This is a genomic window from Romboutsia faecis (assembly GCF_014323405.1).
GTDB classification, from domain to species: domain Bacteria; phylum Bacillota; class Clostridia; order Peptostreptococcales; family Peptostreptococcaceae; genus Romboutsia_E; species Romboutsia_E faecis.
The window spans coordinates 1-18,010 of record NZ_JACRWE010000013.1; the positions used below are offsets into that span (position 1 = coordinate 1).

Sequence of the window (18,010 nt, forward strand, 5' to 3'; positions counted from 1 at the left end):
GATAAGATTTCCCACCGTAAGGGTAAGACCCCAGGAAGACTACCTGGTTGATAGGTCGGAGGTGGAAGTGCAGTAATGTATGTAGCTTACCGATACTAATAGGTCGAGGACTTGACCAAACTTAAATGATTAAATCATAAATGATATGCAGTTTTTAGAGTATTAACTCTGAATAACTTAATATAAGTTAATCGAAAGATTATGTGGTTACTATAGCAAAGAGGATACACCTGTTCCCATTCCGAACACAGAAGTTAAGCTCTTTAGCGCTGATGGTACTTGGGGGGCAACCTCCTGGGAGAGTAAGACGTAGCCACGTAATCTTTTTTTATTATATAAACTTAGTACACTAGCTGTAATATAAAAATACTATAGCGAGTACACTAAGTTTTATTTTTATTATAAAATTATGTTAAAATTTACAAATGAAATTGATATAATGTATACTATAAATGGGGATAGAAATTAAGAAATCATATGGAGGTTGCTATGGATATAGGAGTTATAGGGGTAAACCATAATTTAGCTCCAATAAGTGTTAGAGAAAAGGTGTCATTTACAGATACTAGAAAGATAGAAGCTATAAACTCCTTATTGGATAAAGATATTAGCGAAATTGTGATATTATCTACATGTAACAGAAGTGAAATATATATTAGATCGAATAATATAGAGGATAGAATTAAAATTGTAGAAGATTTTTATGAAGAATATTTTAATGAAAAAAATATAAAACCATATTTGTTTTCAAAATCAGGAAAGCAAGCTATAGATCATCTCTTTGAAGTTACTGCAGGATTAGACTCAATAGTATTAGGTGAAGACCAAATATTGGGTCAAGTAAAAGATGCACATGAGTTTTCTATGAAGTTAGGTGCCAGCAAAAAAGTTTTTAATAAACTATTTAGAGAAGCAGTAACAACATCAAAAGAAATAAAGAGTACAACCAAAATATCTCAGCAACCATTATCAATAAGTTACATAGGTATTAAGCTATTAAAAGATAAATTAGGTAGTTTAGAAAATAAAAATGCTCTAGTAGTTGGTTTTGGTAAAATGAGTAAACTAACTATGAATCATTTAAAAGAAGAAAAAGTAAATACGATATATTTAGCTAATCGAAGTCATGGAAAGTATGAAGATATAGGTGATGATTTTAGAAATGTTATCCCAATAGACTATAATAGTAGGTATGAAACCCTTAAAAATGTAGATATAGTTGTGAGTGCAACTGCATCACCACATACAGTATTAAAAGCTGAAGAAATTCCGAAACTAGATCATAAAATATTTATGATGGATATTGCTTTGCCTAGAGATATAGATTCTAAAATTAACGAATTTGAAAATATAGAGGTTTATGATATAGATGATTTAAAGAAGATACATGATGAAAATGATAGTAAGAGAAATGAACTAGCAATGATTGGACGCCAAACTATACATTCTAAAGTAGAGGAGTTTATAGAATGGCTAGATGTTGCAGATATAGATCCCACTATTCAGTCATTGAATGAAAAATGTTTTGAGATAAGACAAGATACTTTAGACTATATTTTTAGAAAAGTTGATCTTGATTCTAAAGATCAAAGAATTATAGATAAAATGATTGGATCAGCACTAAAAAGACTTGTCAGAGAACCAATACTTAACTTGAAACAAGTAAAAGACAAAGGAAAAAGGGAAGAATATATAAAATTAATAGAGGAATTATTTGAAATTTAATCTCAGGAGGATATGCAGATGAAGCATGAAAAATCAGTCAAAGTATATGAAGAAGCAGTAAAATATATACCTGGAGGAGTCAATAGCCCTGTTAGAGCATTTAAATCAGTAGGACTAAGTCCTATATTTGTAGATCATGCCCATGGAAGTAAGATATATGATGTAGATGGAAATGAATATATTGATTATATTTGTTCCTGGGGGCCACTTATGTTAGGTCATTCTCCTAAGGAATTAACTGAAGGTATAGAAGATGTTATTAAAAGAGGAACTAGTTTTGGGGTTCCTACAGAAATAGAAGTGGAAATGGCAAAGATAATAGTTGATGCATATCCAGCAATAGATCAAGTTCGTATGGTCAACTCTGGAACTGAGGCAACAATGAGTGCTTTAAGGGTAGCTAGAGGATATACAGGAAAGAATAAAATATTAAAGTTTGAGGGATGTTATCATGGACATTCAGATGCATTGTTGGTTCAATCTGGTTCTGGAACTCTAACATATGGAGTGCCTACAAGCCCAGGTGTGCCTGATGATGTAGTAAAACATACTTTAGTAGCTAAATATAATGATTTAGAAGATGTGAGAAGAATTTTTAGAGAGCAAGGTAATGATATAGCGGCTGTAATAGTAGAAACAATATCAGGAAACATGGGATTAGTTAAAGGTAAACAAGAATTTATTCAACTTTTAAGAGATTTATGTACAGAATATGGAGTTGTTTTAATATTTGATGAAGTAATAACTGGATTCAGAATAAGTTATAATAGTTCGCCAAAATACTTCGGAATAAATCCAGATATGGTTTGCTTCGGAAAAATAATAGGAGCGGGTCTTCCAGTTGGTGCTTACGGTGGTAAGAAAGAAATAATGGATGTTGTATCTCCTGTAGGTCCTGTATATCAAGCAGGTACTTTATCAGGTAATCCACTAGCAATGCATATGGGTAAAAGGAATTTAGAGATATTAAGAGATAATCCTCAAATTTATACTGAGTTAGAGAGAAAAGCTATAAAGTTAGAAGAGGGTATAAAATCTAACTTAGAAAAATTAGGTTTAGATTATACAGTAAATAGAGCTGGTTCTTTAGTATGTTTATTCTTTACAAAAGGCCCTGTTGAAAGTTATGATGATGCTAAAAAATGTGATATAGATAAGTTCAACTTATATTTCAAAGAATTATTAGGGAGAGGCATACTTGTTGGACCTAGCCAATATGAAGCTATGTTCTTATCAAATGCACATACAGATGAAGATATAGAGAATACAATAAATGCTAACTATGAAGCATTAAAGGCAGCACACAACTTATAGGAGATTAAAAGATACAAAATAAAATAGAACTTTAGGCCAGTTTTAATAGATATATAAGAGGATATAAGATAAAAATGTAGAATATTTATTTAAGTTAAAGTATTTTATGAGAAAAATATCATCTTATGTTGAAATCAGACTAGGCAAAATAAAGTTATTAAAAACCTAGCCTTTCGGCTAGGTTAAATTTTGTGAAAAATAGTATATAAGGAGTGAACAATAAGATGAATATATTAGAAAATACATCAATGTTAGAAACAACTTTAAATAATATAGAGCCACTTGATGAAGCTTCTATAGAAGCAGCAAGACATAGATTAGATAGACAAGCAAAGCCTCAAGGTAGTTTAGGTAAAATGGAGGACATATGTGCTCAATTAGCAGGTATCTATAGAAGTAAATTTTTTGATACAGGCAAAAAAGTAGTTATAGCTTTTGGGGCTGACCATGGTGTATATGAAGAAGGAGTAGCCCCAGATCCACAAGAGATAACTAAACTTCAATTTCCTAACTTTGCAAATGGAACATGTGGCGTTGGAACTATAGCGAAGTTTGTTGGAGCAGATGTAGTTGCTGTAGATGTCGGTATTAATACTGATGAAAAAATGGAAGGTGTTTTAGATTATAAAATAAGAAAATGTACTTCAAATATGGCAAAGGGTCCTGCTATGACTAGAGAAGAAGCAGTAAGGTGTTTAGAAATAGGAATAGAAATGTCTGAAACTTATATACAAAAAGGATATACTGTTGTAGGAATTGGCGAAATGGGAATTTGCAATACTACTCCAAGTACAGCAATAATATCTGTAATAGGTGGATGTGATCCTAAAGAAATAACAGGAATAGGTGCAGGTCTTAAAAAAGAAAGATTAAAGCATAAAGTTGACGTAATAAGAAGTGCAATAGAACTAAACAAACCTAATCCAAAAGATGGCATAGATATACTAGCTAAGGTTGGTGGATTTGAAATAGGAGCTATGGCAGGTGTAATTTTAGGATGTAGTGCTAATAAAACACCGGTTGTAATAGATGGATTCATATCTTATGCAGCAGCATTACTTGCATATACTATTAATCCAACAAGTAGAGATTATATGATAGGTTCACACTTATCAGCAGAGCCTGGAACTCAAAAGGCTCTAGAAATAATAAAATTAAGCCCAGTTTTAAATATGGATATGAGATTAGGTGAAGGTAGTGGAGCTGCACTAGCATTTAATATAATAGAAGCTTGCAACTTTACATATAAAAATATGGTAACATATGATGAAATAGATATGTTAGGGAGATAAAGCTTGATAAGGAGAAGTAATATGAGTAAAATTATTCTAGTCACTGGTGGAGCAAGGTCTGGTAAAAGCAATTTTGCAGAATCACTATGTAAGGATAGAAATAATAAAACAGCATATATAGCAACATCAATACCTTTTGATGATGAAATGAAAGATAGAGTAAAGAAACATCAAAACAGTAGACCTTCAGAATGGAAGACTTATGAAATTTATAAGGATATATATTCTATAATTAAAGAAATAAGCAATAATCATGAAACAGTTATATTAGACTGTGTTACTTTGTTAGTTAATAACTTAATGTTTACTTATGATATTGATATAGATAATGCAAAACCAGATGAGATAAATGACCTAGAGCTATATATCAAAGATCAGATCAATAAATTATTAGAAGAAGTAAAATCAACAGAATTATACTTTGTATTTGTTACCAATGAACTAGGTATGGGAATTGTTCCAGGAAACAAACTTAGTAGAATATACTCTGATATTGTAGGTAGGACTAACCAACTTATTGCATCTAAAAGTGATGAAGTTCATTTTGTTGTAAGTGGTATACCTATAAAGATAAAAGGATAGTTATGAAAAGGTTCATTTCAATATTACAATTCATGACTAGAATTCCCATAAATATAAATGTTGGATTTGATGAAGAATTTCATAAAACTTTATCTTATTTTCCGTTAGTAGGTTTAGTAATTGGGGTACTGGAATTTTTGATTGGTAAAATATCCCTTATGATATTTGATCCATTTATAACCTCATTGGTAATTGCTTTAAGTGCAGTTGTGCTTACAGGAGGACTTCATATAGATGGATTAGGAGATACATTTGATGCATTATATAGTTACAGAGATAAAGAAAAAATGTTAGAAATAATGAAAGATTCTAGATTAGGAACAAATTCACTTTTAGCAGTAATGTTTGTATTATTATTTAAAATAGGATTTATATATAGTATCATAAATAAAGGACTATTATGGCTTGTAATGTTTATGCCTATTTTAGGAAGACTTGGTGTTTTAGTTTTAACTTATAAAACAGTAACACCTAGAAAAAATGGATTAGGAAACTTATTCATAGGAAAATGTTCATTAGGAATGTTTTTAACTGCTACATCGTATTCACTAGTAATCATAGGATTAATTTCTAAATTTATATTCGCGTCAACAAATGCAGTATTAATAAGTGTACTAATTTCTACACCAGTAGTTTTCTTATTTAATGTTATATTTAAAAATCATGTTTATAAGAAAATAGATGGAATAACTGGAGATATATTAGGTTGTAGCATAGAATTATCAGAAATTATATATTTAATTTATATATACATATCATTAATATTTATAGTTTAGCCTTAAAAAAGGAGATATTATGATAAAATTAATATTGGTAAGACATGCAATTACAGAAGACAACAAAAGTAAAAAATTATCAGGTCATATAGATAGTGTGTTAAGTGAAGAAGGTAAAAATCAGATTATAGAGCTTACAGAATTTTTACAATCTCAAAGTATAGACAAAATATATACTACCACATCATCGAGGACAAAGCATACTGTAGAGTATATAGCAAAACAAAGAAATATAGATATAACAGAAAAAGATTGTTTAAAAGAAATAAGCTTTGGGGATTTTGAAGGACTTGATTTCAATGAAATTAAAGTTAAATATCCAGAGGAATTTCAAAAAATGATAGATAAAGGATATGAATATAGATATCCAAATGGAGAAAGTTTAATAGATTCTTACAACAGAGTGTCAAAAGAGATAAAAGAAATAATAGATGATAATGATAACAAAACGATTCTTATTTGTTCTCATGGAGGAACTATTAGAAATATCATTACTTATCTAATATCAAACTCTTATGAATATCATTGGAACTTTAAGATAGATAACTGTTCAGTTACTATTTTAGAAGTAGATAATGGATTCACTGTAGTAAGTAGTATGAATAACACAAGTTTTTTAAAAAATTGAATATAAGATTAAATAGGTTCCTAATAAGCTCAAGGATTAAAAGGGAAAAAGGTGAGATACCTTTGCAGCCCCCGCTACTGTGAAACAGACGAAACTATTATAAACCACTGTCGATTACGATGGGAAGGTATAGGATTAGAGTGAAGTTAAGCCAGGAGACCTGCCTATATTAATTTTATAATAGAGTCTTCGGGGTGAAGCTTTTATTTGATATATTATGAAATAAAAAAGTCCGAAAACTGAAAAATTCGGACTTTTTTTAATATTATAAAAATTAAATTTCTTACCACCCTATTTTAAATTATAAGAAAAAAGGAAGTGAGATAATGGGCAAAAAAATAATGCTACAAGGTACGGCTTCAAATGTTGGAAAAAGTACTATAGTAACAGGATTATGTAGAATATTTAAACAAGATGGATTTACTGTTGTACCATTTAAATCACAAAATATGGCTTTAAATTCTTTTATAACAAAGGAAGGTCTAGAGATGGGAAGAGCTCAAGTTTCTCAAGCAGAAGCTTCTGGTTTAGAGCCAATAGCAGATATGAACCCAATACTGCTAAAACCATCAGGAAATAATAAAAGTCAAGTTATAGTCAGAGGTAAGGTTGTAGGAAATATGTCATCAGTAGAATATCATGACTATAAGCTTCAATTAATGGATGTATTAAAAGAAACTTTTGATGAATTAAATAGTAAATACGACATTACAGTTATGGAAGGTGCAGGAAGCTGTGCTGAAATTAATTTAAAAGCAAGAGATATTTCGAACATGGGAATGGCAGATATTGCAGATTCTCCAGTAATAATAGTTGGAGATATAGATAGAGGTGGAGTATTTGCTTCTTTAGCAGGTACAATGCTTTTATTAAATGAAGAAGAAAGAAAAAGAGTTAAAGGTGTAATTATAAATAAGTTTAGAGGAAGAAAAGAACTTTTAGAAGATGGCATTAAGATGCTAGAAGAAATTATAAATGTTCCTGTACTAGGAGTACTTCCTTATAACGATATAAAAATAGAAGACGAAGACAGTGTAACTACAAGATTTAAAAAGGTTATTGGAGTAAAGGATGTACATATAGAAATAATAAGAACTCCTCATATGTCTAATTTTACTGATTTTCATATATTTGAAACTCAAGAAGATGTAAGTGTAAGGTATGTTGATTATGGAGAATATTTAGGAAATCCAGATGTAGTAATTATACCTGGAAGCAAAAGTACAATAGATGACCTTAAATTTATTCGAGAAAATGGATTAGAAGATCAAATAAAATCTTTACATAAAAAAGGTAAGTTAATAGTTGGTATCTGTGGAGGGTATCAGATGTTAGGTAAAAAGTTAAAAGACCCTTATCATGTAGAAGGTGAAGTAGAAGAGTATGATGGAATAGGCCTATTAGATACAGAAACTATATTTGAGGAAGAAAAAACAACTACTCAAGTAAAGGCAATTATATGTGAAGGATTAAGTGGATACCTTGAATGCTTATCAGGAAAAGAAATACGTGGATATGAAATACATATGGGGGTTACTAACATAGGTAATAATATAAGGAATTTAGATGCTATAACTGAAAAGTTAGGTGAAGAAGTTAATTATACTGAAGGTAGCGTAAACAATGAAGGAAATGTATTTGGAACATATATCCATGGAATTTTCGATGAAATAGAATTTACTAGAGCTTTACTAAATAATATAAGACAAAGTAAAGGCTTAGAAAGTATAGAAAGTAAGGTAGGTTCATTTAAAGAATTTAAGGAAAATGAATATGACAAATTAGCAGATTTCTTAAGAGAACACTTAGATATAGATAAAATATACGAAATTATGAATGATTAGAAAATACAATACAGTTAGGTGAGATATATGAAAAAAATATTAATTGCAGGAACAAATAGCGGTGTAGGAAAAACTACAATTTCCCTGGGAATAATGCAAGCACTTACAAAAAGAAACATGAAGGTGCAACCTTATAAGGTAGGTCCTGATTATATTGATCCATCTTATCACACTTTTATAACAGGAAGATATTCGAGAAACCTAGATTCATATATGCTAGATGATGAAAAGATTAAATATATAGTAAATGAAGCTTCAAAGGATGCAGATATATCAGTTGTTGAAGGTGTTATGGGATTATATGATGGGCTTGGAATAGACTTAAATAGCTGTACAAGTTCTTATGTGTCAAAGCTTTTAAAAGCTCCAGTAATTTTAGTTATAAATGCTAAGGCAATGGCAGCATCTGCAGCAGCAATGGTTCTTGGATATAAAGAGTTAGATAAAGATGTCAATATAGGAGGCGTTATATTAAATAATGTAAAATCTAAAAGTCACTATGAAATACTTAAACAAGCAATAAATACATATTGTAAGGTTGAAGTATTAGGTTATTTTCCTCCAAATAGTGAATTTTCACTAGAATCAAGACATTTAGGACTAGTACCTAGTGTAGAAATAGATTCTTTAAAATCTAAATTTAATAATCTTGCAGATGAAATAGAGAAGTACATAGATATAGATAAAATACTAGAAATATCAGACATGCAAGAACTAGAAAGTAATTTTAATTTAGATAATTTTATAAATAAAAATAGAATAGAAAATAAATCAATAGCAATTGCATATGATAAAGCTTTTAATTTTTATTATAGAGAAAATGTAGAATTATTAGATAAGCTAGGATTAGAAATAAAGTACTTTAGTCCAATAGAAGATAAAGAAGTTCCAGTAGCTGATTACATTTATATCGGAGGAGGTTTCCCAGAAATATTTGGAGAAGAATTAGATAAAAATGAATCAATGAGGCTTTCAATAAAAAAAGCTCATAAAAATAATATTCCGATATATGCAGAATGTGGTGGATTGATGTACTTAGGAGAGCGTCTACTAGATAAAGACAATAAAGAGTACGAAATGGTAGGAATATTTAAAGGTACTAGCAAAATGACAGCTTCTTTAAAAAGATTTGGTTATTGTTATGGAGAAGCAAAGGAAGATACAGTTTTATCAAGAAAAGATCAGATTATAAAAGGTCATGAGTTCCATCATTCTATATTTGAAAGTAATGAACCATGTGCTTATATAATGAGAAAAGAAAGAGCAGGAAAGGTTATTGATGAATGGGAAGGTGGATATAGCAAAGGAAATACTTTAGCTACATATCTACATACACATTTTTATAATAACTTACAATGTATAGAAAACTTTTTAATAAGAGGAAGTAAGTAGTATGAATATATTATCTATTTATATTGGATATATAACAGATTTGATTGTAGGAGACCCATACTCTTTTCCACATCCAGTAAGATATATAGGAAAACTTATACGGTATGTAGAAAAGAAAGTGAGGAAAGTAGCAAATACTGATAAGGGTTTAAAGATAGGTGGATTTGTATTATGGTTTTTCACTGTAATACCAACTTATTTAATTACTTATCTAATAATTAAGCTTAGTAGCTTTAATACATATGTATATGTATTTGTAAATGCATTTATTATATATACAACATTGGCAACAAAGTGTTTAAAAGATGAGGCAGTAAAAATATATAGGGTACTTAAAACTGGAGACTTAGAACAATCTAGAATACAACTATCTTATATAGTTGGTAGAGATACAGAACATTTAAGTGAGAAAGAAATAATAAGAGCTACCGTAGAAACTGTTTCTGAAAATACTGTAGATGGAATTATCGCACCTATGTTTTATGCTTTTATAGGAGGAGCACCTCTTGCTATGGCATATAAAGCGGTAAATACATTAGATTCTACTGTTGGATATAAGAATGAAAAATATATACATATAGGTTTTGCATCTGCAAAAATAGATGATATTGCAAACTATATACCAGCAAGAATATCAGTATTATTAATGTCTATAGGTAGTCTAGTGTTAGGATATAACTATAAAAATGCTGTAAAGATAGCAATCAGAGATAGAAAAAATCACAAAAGCCCTAACTGTGCATTTTCAGAAGGTGCAGTGGCAGGAGCATTAGGAATTCAATTAGGTGGAACTAATATATATTTTGGACAAGAGGTGTATAAGCCAACTATTGGAGAGAAAGATAGAGAAATAGAAAGTGATGATATAGTAAAAACAAACAGGATAATGTATGCTACATCGATAGCTTCAATGATAGTATTTACATTAATATATGTATTATGTGTGAGGTGATGTAGATGAAAGACTTAGGTCATGGAGCTAATGTTGAGATAATGGCTAGTCAGCATAATAAAAATCCAAAGGATATATTAGATTTTAGTTCAAATATAAATCCTAAATTGATACCTAACTTAGAAAAATATATTTTAGAAGGTTTAAAGGAATGCACTAGTTATCCAGATATAAACTATACAAATTTGAGAAAAAATATCTCAGATTATATAGGAGTAAATTCAAAATTTATAATACCTGGTAATGGAGCTACTGAGATTATATATTTACTAATGAAAAGTATAAATAAGAGGTTGGCAATATTTAACCCAACCTTCTCAGAATATAAAAGAGGTGCAGAATTAAATAACTTAGAAATACTACATTTAGACTTAGATAAAAATAATAACTTTGAAATAGATGTAGATATAGTACAAGCAAATATTAATAATTTTGATAGTTTATTTATATGCAACCCAAATAATCCAAATGGAAAGGTTAAGAACTTAGAAAAAATATTAGAACTTATCATAGAAAATAATAAGTTGCTAATAATTGATGAAACCTTTATGGAATTTGTAGAAAATGAGGAGCAGTATTCTTTAGTTAAATATATAGATAAATACGAAAATATATTTATTTTAAAAGCTGTAACTAAATTCTTTGGACTGCCTGGTCTTAGATTAGGATATGGAGTCACAAGTAATAAAGATATAATAGAAAAAATATATCACTACAAAGAGCCTTGGACGATAAACTCATTTGCTGATAACTTATCTAATTACATATTTAAAAATGACATATATATAAAAGAAAGCAAAGAATTCTACAAAAACGAAAGAAGCTATATGCTTAATGAATTAAGAAAAATCTGTTCAATTGATGTATATGACACTGACACAAATTTTATATTAATAAAATTAAATGAAGATACAGCTAATGATATAAAAGAAAAGTTATTTGTAGAAAGTGACATACTTATAAGAAATGCATCTAATTTTATAGGGTTAGATAATAGTTATATAAGAATCGCAATTAAATCTCACAATGAAAATGAAATTTTCTTAAGAGAAATAAAGAAAGTTTTAGGAGATTAAAATGAAATCTTATGGAATATGCCCAGCATCTTGTGGTGAATTTGTTCAAGGTTTTATGAATAAAGAAGAGTATTTATGCTCTTATACTATAGATTTGTATTCAACAGCTGTTGTGGAAGAAAAATTAGAAAATATAATTTTAGGACCACATAAATCGAGAAAAGCAATTGAGATGGTTTTTGAAAATTTCAATATACCAATTCAAGAAAGTAAGAATATTTCTTTGAATATAAATAGTCAAATACCTACAGGTAAAGGTATGGCAAGCTCCACAGCTGATATAGGTGCAACAATAAAAGCTACATTATCATTGATAGGCAAAGAAATGAATAGTGAACAAATTTCTAAATTAGCAGCAGGAATAGAAGCAACTGACTCGATTTTTATGGAAAATGTAAATATATTTAATCCTTTAAGTGGAGAAGTAATAAAGTATTTAGGTAATTTAAAAGATGCTAAAGTTTTAATACTTGAGCCGAATAAAACACTAAATACTAAAAGAATTAGAAATAAGCTAAATTATATGGAAATTAAGTTAAAAAATCAGAATTTAATAAATGAAGCTTTTTACCTACTAGAAGATGGAATTAGGAAAAATGATTTAAAATTAGTGGGAAAAGCCTGTACTATTAGTAGTTTAGCTAATGAAAATATACATAAAAAAGTAGGTCTAAATGAGATTATAGAAATATCTAAAAACTATGGAGCTTATGGAGTGAATGTTGCCCATAGCGGGACTGTACTAGGTATCTTACTAGATCAAACTATGGATGAAAGAAGATTAATAGAATTAATAAAAAATGAGAATTTACATAAGTATTATAAAAAGATATACGCATCAGACATAATTGATGGAGGAATTAGAGGAGGTACACGATGGAATACGTTAAAAATCCTATGATGATAGAAAGTAAAAGCTTTGAAATTATACAAGGAATAATAGATGATACTAGACCAGGGTATGAGTTCAAAAATGAAGTAGAAGAGAAAATTATAAAGCGTGCAATACATACAACAGCAGACTTTGAATACTTAGATATATTAAAAATATCTGATGAGGCAGTAGACTCTATAGTAGATGCACTAAAAAATAAAGCTACAATATTCACAGATACAAACATGGCCTTAAGTGGAATTAATAAAAGAAAATTAGAAGAATTAGGCTGTGAATACAAATGTTTAGTTGCAGACGAAGAAGTAGCATCTCTTGCTAAAGAGAAAGGAATAACTCGTTCTATGGCAGCAGTAGAAGTAGCAGCTAATACAAAAGGAAGAAAATTATTTGTACTTGGAAATGCTCCAACAGCTTTATACAAGGTTATAGAAATGAAAAATTCAGGAGATCTTGATGTAGATGCAGTTGTAGGAGTTCCAGTAGGATTTGTAGGAGCTGCAGAGTCTAAGGATGAATTAGAAAAAACAGATATACCATATATAATTTCAAAAGGAAGAAAAGGTGGAAGTAACTTAGCTGCAGCTATAGTAAATGCTATTTTATATTCTATGTAGGTAAATGCTATGGAAGAGTATGTATATATTGATGGTAAAAAATACAGACGAGGATATACTACAGGTTCATGTGCAACAGCTGCATCAAAAGCAGCAACTCATATGTTACTTACAAAAAATAAAATAAAAAAAGTAAATATAGATACACCAAAAGGAATACCACTATCATTAAATGTTCATAATATTGAGCTTGATGAAGAATATGTAATTTGTTCTATTGAAAAAGATGGAGGAGACGACATAGATGCTACACATAAGATGCACATCTATGCAAAAGCAGAGTTTGTTAATAGAAGTGATGATGAAGATATAATAGTTGATGGTGGAATAGGTGTAGGAATTGTTACTAGAAAAGGTCTTAGCGTAGAAGTAGGAAGACCCGCTATAAATCCAGTTCCTATGAGGATGATAAATACTGAGGTTAGAAAAGTAATAGGAGAAGATTTTAGTAGAAATATAGGGAAAGAAAAGTCTCTGAAATTAACAATATTTGCTCCAGAAGGTGTAGAAATAGCCAAGAAAACTTTTAATCCTAGGCTTGGGATAGTAGGTGGAATCTCTATTCTTGGTACAAGTGGAATAGTAGAGCCAATGAGTGATGAAGGTTGGAAAAAATCTTTATCAGTAGAAATGGAAATGAAAAAAGCTCAAGGATTAGACAAGATAATCTTAGTTCCAGGTAATCACGGAGAAGAATTTATAAAAGATAAATTAAAATTAGATATGAAGTATGTAGTGAGAACTAGCAACTTTATAGGGTATATGTTAAAGGAAGCTCAACGAATTGGTTATAAGAAAATTCTTATGGCAGGTCATATAGGAAAGTATATAAAAATATCAGCTGGAATTTTTAATACACACAGCAAAGTAGCTGATGCAAGAAGTGAAATACTAATTGCTAACTTAGCTATGATGGGTGCTCCATTGGATTTTCTAAAGAAAATAGAAGCTTGTGTCACTGCTGAAGGTGCAGTAGAAGTTATAAATGATAGTGAATACACTGCTTTCTATGACTTAATAAGCAATAAATGTAAGTATAAAATAGACCAATATTTATTAGATGAGGATATAGATGTAGAAGTAATGATGTTCTCAATGGATAAAAATTTATTAGGAAAATCAGACAACGCATATTCTTTGATGGAGGTATTTAGATGCTAAATATAATTGGACTAGGACCAGGAAATGAAAATTACATAACTAAATTAGGTGAAAAATTAATAGAGCAGTCTGAAGTTTTAATTGGTGGAAAGAGAAATCTAGAAACTATAAAGAACTTTAGGGGTGAGAAAATTGAAATGGCGTCTAATTTAAAAGAAATCTTAGAATACATAAATACTAACACACATAAACAAATATCTGTTATTGCATCTGGAGATCCATTTATTTATGGGGTAGGAAGATATTTATCTAAGAATATTGATAATAAAAATTTAAATATAGTATCAGGAATAAGCTCTCTACAATATATATTCTCAAAAATATATGTGGATATGAATGATTTATATATTACTAGTAGTCATGGGAAGGTTCCTGATTTTGATTATATCTTATCTCATAAGAAGGTATGTATGGTTACAGATAGTAAAATAGGACCTCACGAAATAAGTAATGAAATAATAAAAAGAGGAGTAAAGAAAATTGTTGTAGTTGGAGAAAATTTATCTTACGATAATGAGCAAATTACAATAGGAAGTCCAGAAGAAATATTAAAGATAGAAAAATTTGACATGAATGTTGTGGTGATATTAGATGAGGAATAGTGAGTTTATAACAGGAAAAGTTCCAATTACTAAAGAAGAAGTAAGGGCAATATCTATAAATAAATTGGATTTAGTAAATGCAAAAAGATTTATAGATGTAGGTGCAGGAACAGGTAGTGTAACTGTTGAAGCGGCATATCATTATCCAAACTTAGAGGTTACAGCAATAGAACGTAATGATGATGCTCTAGAATTAATAAATAAAAATGTCGAGAAATTTAATTTAAAGAATGTAGAAGTAATAAAAGGATATGCACCCGTCGAAATAAATAAAAAGGTAGACGCAATATTTTTAGGAGGTACTGGCAACAACCTTAAAGAAATAATAATATGGTCGAAAAATCTGTTGATAGAAGGTGGAAGGCTAGTTACTAACTTCATAATAGTAGATACTTTTAATCAAACATTAAACTTGTTAAGAGAGTATGGATTTACGAACATAGATGTATCTGTGCTAAATGTATCTAAGTTAGAAAAGCTGGGAAGAGGAGAGTATTTCAAACCTTTAAACCCAATTTACATAATATCTTGTGAAAAAGGAGTAGAGTAAGATGATAAATAAAGTACATTTTGTAGGGGCAGGACCAGGAGACAAAGAATTAATAACACTGAAAGGATATAAGCTTTTAAGTAATGCAGACGTTGTAATATACGCAGGTTCATTAGTTAACCCAGCACTTTTAGAGTACTGTAAAGAAGGTTGTGAAATACACAACAGTGCTTACATGGATTTACAACAAATAACAGATGTTATGGAAAAAGGAATAAAAGAAGGAAAGTCTGTAGTTAGATTACAAACAGGTGACTTTTCAATATATGGTTCTATAAGAGAACAAGTAGAAGAATTAAATAAAATAGATATAGATTATGATTGCACACCAGGAGTAAGTTCATTCCTAGGGGCATCTTCTGCACTTGGGGTAGAGTATACAGTACCAGAAATATCTCAAAGTGTAGTAATAACAAGAATGGAAGGAAGAACTCCAGTACCAGAAAAAGAATCAATAGAGTCTTTTGCTAAGCATCAAACTTCAATGGTAATTTTCTTATCAGTTCAAGAAATAGAAAAGGTTGTTGAGAGATTAATAGATGGAGGGTATCCAGAAACTACTCCAATAGCTGTAGTTTACAAAGCTACTTGGCCAGATGAAAAGATAGTAAAAGGAACTCTACAAGATATAGCTGAAAAAGTTAAAGAAAATAATATAACTAAAACAGCTTTAATAATGGTAGGAGAATTCTTAGGTAAGGAGTATAACAACTCTAAGCTATACGATAAGGATTTTAAACATGAATATAGATTCTAAAATTGCAATACTTTGCATCACGACAAATGGGCGAAGCTTAGCTTGTAGAATAAAAAGGTCTTTAAATTATGGAGATATTTACTTTATAAACAACAAAAGGGGTGAAAGTTTATTAGATGATAATGAGGTAATTAGTAAATCTTTAGAGGAAGATATAGAAATATATACTGTTAAAAAAAGATTAAAATTTTTTGTAGAAGATATATTTGATAAGTATGAATACATATTATTTATAATGGCAACAGGAATTGTAGTTAGGACAATAGCACCACTGATTACTAGTAAATTTTCTGATCCAGCAATTTTAGTAACTGATGAAAAAGGAAGTAATATTATTAGTTTACTAAGTGGTCATATGGGTGGAGCAAATGAGATGACTTTACATATAAGTGATTTAATAAACTCTAATCCAGTTATAACAACAGCTACTGATATAAATAAAAAATCTTCCTTAGATATGATAGCAAAAAAACTTAATGGTCATATAGTTAATTTTAGAGATAATGTTTTAGATGTTAATGCAATGTTGGTTAATGGAGACTCAGTAGGTTTATATATTGATGGAGAATATAACATTGATACTAGAGGATTTACTGTACTAGATAATTCTAAAAGCTTAGAGTCGTACATATCATCTGATGAAGAGTTAAAGAAAATTAACTTGAATACCATCGTTGTGATAAGTAATAAAGAGAACTTACGAATAGATAAGTATTACGAGGATAAATATAAAATTATTAAAGTAACACCGAGAGATATAGTAATTGGAATAGGATGTAGAAGAGATACAGAAAGTCACCTTTTACAAGACTCTCTAGAAGACTTTTTAATTAAAAATAATATAGACATAAACTCAATCAAAGAGATTGGAAGTATAGAAGTAAAAAAAGATGAAAAAGCAATTATAGATTTAAGTGAAAATCTAAATGTGCCTTTTAAAGTATTATCTATAGAAGAAATATCACAAGTAGATTATTTGTTTGAAAAATCGGAATGGGTGAAAAAAAGTGTAGGAGTATATTCTGTAGCTGAACCAGTAGCTCATCTACTAAGTGATGGAAATTTGATAATAGAAAAAAACAAATACAAAGGAATTACATTTTCAGTAGGGAGATTAAAAATATGATATATGTAGTAGGAATTGGACCAGGTAGCAAAGATATGATGACTCTAGAAGCTATAAAAACTATGGAGAATGCAGATGTAATAGTAGGATACAAAACATACATAAATTTAATAACTGAATTTATTCGAGATAAAGAAGTAGTTTCAAATGGAATGAGACAAGAAATAGACAGATGTAAAAGAGCTGTTGAAATAGCTAAAGAAGGTAAAAATGTAGCTGTTATAAGTAGTGGAGATGCTGGAATATATGGAATGGCAGGTTTAATACTTGAATTAACATCCAAAGAAGAAACAGAAGTACCTGTTAAAGTTGTTCCAGGTGTTACTGCAAGTATAGGTGCAGCTGCAATACTTGGTGCGCCTATAATGCACGACTTCTGCCATATAAGCTTAAGTGACTTATTAACTCCTTGGGAAGTTATAGAAAAAAGACTAAGATTAGCTGCAGAAGCTGACTTTGTAGTTTGTTTATATAATCCAAGAAGTAAGGGAAGAAGTGAGCACCTAGCCAAGGCTTTTGAAATAATGGGAGAGTTCAAAGATGGTTCAATTCCAGTAGGAATAGTTAAGGATGTGGGAAGAGAAAAAGAAGAGAAATTCGTATGCACATTCGATACTATGGACTTTGAAAGAGTAGATATGACAACTATGGTTATTATAGGAAATAAATCTACATTTATAGACGGTGATAAGATTATAACTCCTAGAGGATACACTGTATAAGG

18 protein-coding genes, 2 rRNA genes and 1 riboswitch are annotated in these 18,010 nt (G+C 29.7%); all 20 genes read left to right on the plus strand.

Translation table 11 applies throughout. From position 1 onward, the window contains the following. Positions 1-119 (plus strand): 23S ribosomal RNA (locus tag H8923_RS16015); the annotation flags it as partial. Positions 120-202: 83 nt separating this feature from the next. Then, positions 203-319, plus strand: a 5S ribosomal RNA gene (gene rrf / locus H8923_RS16020). Positions 320-489: 170 nt separating this feature from the next. After that, positions 490-1,725: a glutamyl-tRNA reductase gene (hemA, locus tag H8923_RS16025; protein WP_153972936.1), complete on the plus strand. Its 1,236-nt coding sequence runs from the start codon at positions 490-492 to the stop codon at positions 1,723-1,725. 18 nt (positions 1,726-1,743) lie between these two features. Beyond that, positions 1,744-3,039, plus strand: a complete 1,296-nt coding sequence (gene hemL / locus H8923_RS16030) for a glutamate-1-semialdehyde 2,1-aminomutase (RefSeq protein WP_153972935.1) — start codon at positions 1,744-1,746, stop codon at positions 3,037-3,039. Positions 3,040-3,263: 224 nt separating this feature from the next. Further along, positions 3,264-4,331, plus strand: coding sequence for a nicotinate-nucleotide--dimethylbenzimidazole phosphoribosyltransferase (cobT, locus tag H8923_RS16035; RefSeq protein ID WP_153972934.1), 1,068 nt, complete (start codon positions 3,264-3,266; stop codon positions 4,329-4,331). A 21-nt stretch (positions 4,332-4,352) separates the two neighbouring features. Continuing rightward, positions 4,353-4,913: a bifunctional adenosylcobinamide kinase/adenosylcobinamide-phosphate guanylyltransferase gene (gene cobU / locus H8923_RS16040; RefSeq protein WP_153972933.1), complete on the plus strand. Its 561-nt coding sequence runs from the start codon at positions 4,353-4,355 to the stop codon at positions 4,911-4,913. 2 nt (positions 4,914-4,915) lie between these two features. Beyond that, a complete protein-coding gene (gene cobS, locus H8923_RS16045; protein ID WP_153972932.1) occupies positions 4,916-5,689 on the plus strand; it encodes an adenosylcobinamide-GDP ribazoletransferase in 774 nt (257 codons plus the stop codon). Positions 5,690-5,708: 19 nt separating this feature from the next. Then, positions 5,709-6,317: a histidine phosphatase family protein gene (locus tag H8923_RS16050; RefSeq protein WP_153972931.1), complete on the plus strand. Its 609-nt coding sequence runs from the start codon at positions 5,709-5,711 to the stop codon at positions 6,315-6,317. After that, positions 6,315-6,499: riboswitch (cobalamin riboswitch) on the plus strand. (Overlaps the previous gene by 3 nt.) Positions 6,500-6,643: 144 nt before the next feature. After that, a complete protein-coding gene (locus H8923_RS16055) occupies positions 6,644-8,161 on the plus strand; it encodes a cobyric acid synthase (RefSeq protein WP_153972930.1) in 1,518 nt (505 codons plus the stop codon). Between the two features lie 27 nt (positions 8,162-8,188). Then, entirely contained in the window at positions 8,189-9,553 is a 1,365-nt protein-coding gene (locus H8923_RS16060) for a cobyrinate a,c-diamide synthase (protein WP_153972929.1), read from the plus strand. 1 nt (position 9,554) lies between these two features. Then, a complete protein-coding gene (gene cbiB / locus H8923_RS16065) occupies positions 9,555-10,505 on the plus strand; it encodes an adenosylcobinamide-phosphate synthase CbiB (protein ID WP_153972928.1) in 951 nt (316 codons plus the stop codon). 5 nt (positions 10,506-10,510) lie between these two features. Continuing rightward, a complete protein-coding gene (locus H8923_RS16070; protein ID WP_153972927.1) occupies positions 10,511-11,581 on the plus strand; it encodes a pyridoxal phosphate-dependent aminotransferase in 1,071 nt (356 codons plus the stop codon). A gap of 1 nt (position 11,582) precedes the next feature. Further along, entirely contained in the window at positions 11,583-12,482 is a 900-nt protein-coding gene (locus H8923_RS16075) for a GHMP family kinase ATP-binding protein (RefSeq protein WP_153972926.1), read from the plus strand. Next, positions 12,458-13,090: a cobalt-precorrin-8 methylmutase gene (locus H8923_RS16080; protein WP_153972925.1), complete on the plus strand. Its 633-nt coding sequence runs from the start codon at positions 12,458-12,460 to the stop codon at positions 13,088-13,090. Before H8923_RS16075 ends, H8923_RS16080 begins: the two co-directional genes overlap by 25 nt. A 9-nt stretch (positions 13,091-13,099) precedes the next feature. Continuing rightward, entirely contained in the window at positions 13,100-14,251 is a 1,152-nt protein-coding gene (cbiD, locus tag H8923_RS16085; RefSeq protein ID WP_153972924.1) for a cobalt-precorrin-5B (C(1))-methyltransferase CbiD, read from the plus strand. Next, positions 14,245-14,853, plus strand: a complete 609-nt coding sequence (locus tag H8923_RS16090) for a cobalt-precorrin-7 (C(5))-methyltransferase (protein ID WP_153972923.1) — start codon at positions 14,245-14,247, stop codon at positions 14,851-14,853. The genes cbiD and H8923_RS16090 overlap by 7 nt, the downstream gene beginning before the upstream one ends. Then, positions 14,843-15,403, plus strand: a complete 561-nt coding sequence (locus H8923_RS16095) for a decarboxylating cobalt-precorrin-6B (C(15))-methyltransferase (protein ID WP_153972922.1) — start codon at positions 14,843-14,845, stop codon at positions 15,401-15,403. Before H8923_RS16090 ends, H8923_RS16095 begins: the two co-directional genes overlap by 11 nt. Position 15,404: 1 nt before the next feature. Continuing rightward, a complete protein-coding gene (locus tag H8923_RS16100; RefSeq protein ID WP_153972921.1) occupies positions 15,405-16,160 on the plus strand; it encodes a cobalt-precorrin-4 methyltransferase in 756 nt (251 codons plus the stop codon). Further along, entirely contained in the window at positions 16,144-17,286 is a 1,143-nt protein-coding gene (gene cbiG, locus H8923_RS16105; protein WP_153972920.1) for a cobalt-precorrin 5A hydrolase, read from the plus strand. The genes H8923_RS16100 and cbiG overlap by 17 nt, the downstream gene beginning before the upstream one ends. Further along, the gene (gene cobJ, locus H8923_RS16110) at positions 17,283-18,008 is read left to right on the plus strand and encodes a precorrin-3B C(17)-methyltransferase (RefSeq protein ID WP_153972919.1); all 726 of its coding nucleotides are present in this window, start codon (positions 17,283-17,285) and stop codon (positions 18,006-18,008) included. The genes cbiG and cobJ overlap by 4 nt, the downstream gene beginning before the upstream one ends. Positions 18,009-18,010: the final 2 nt, after the last annotated feature.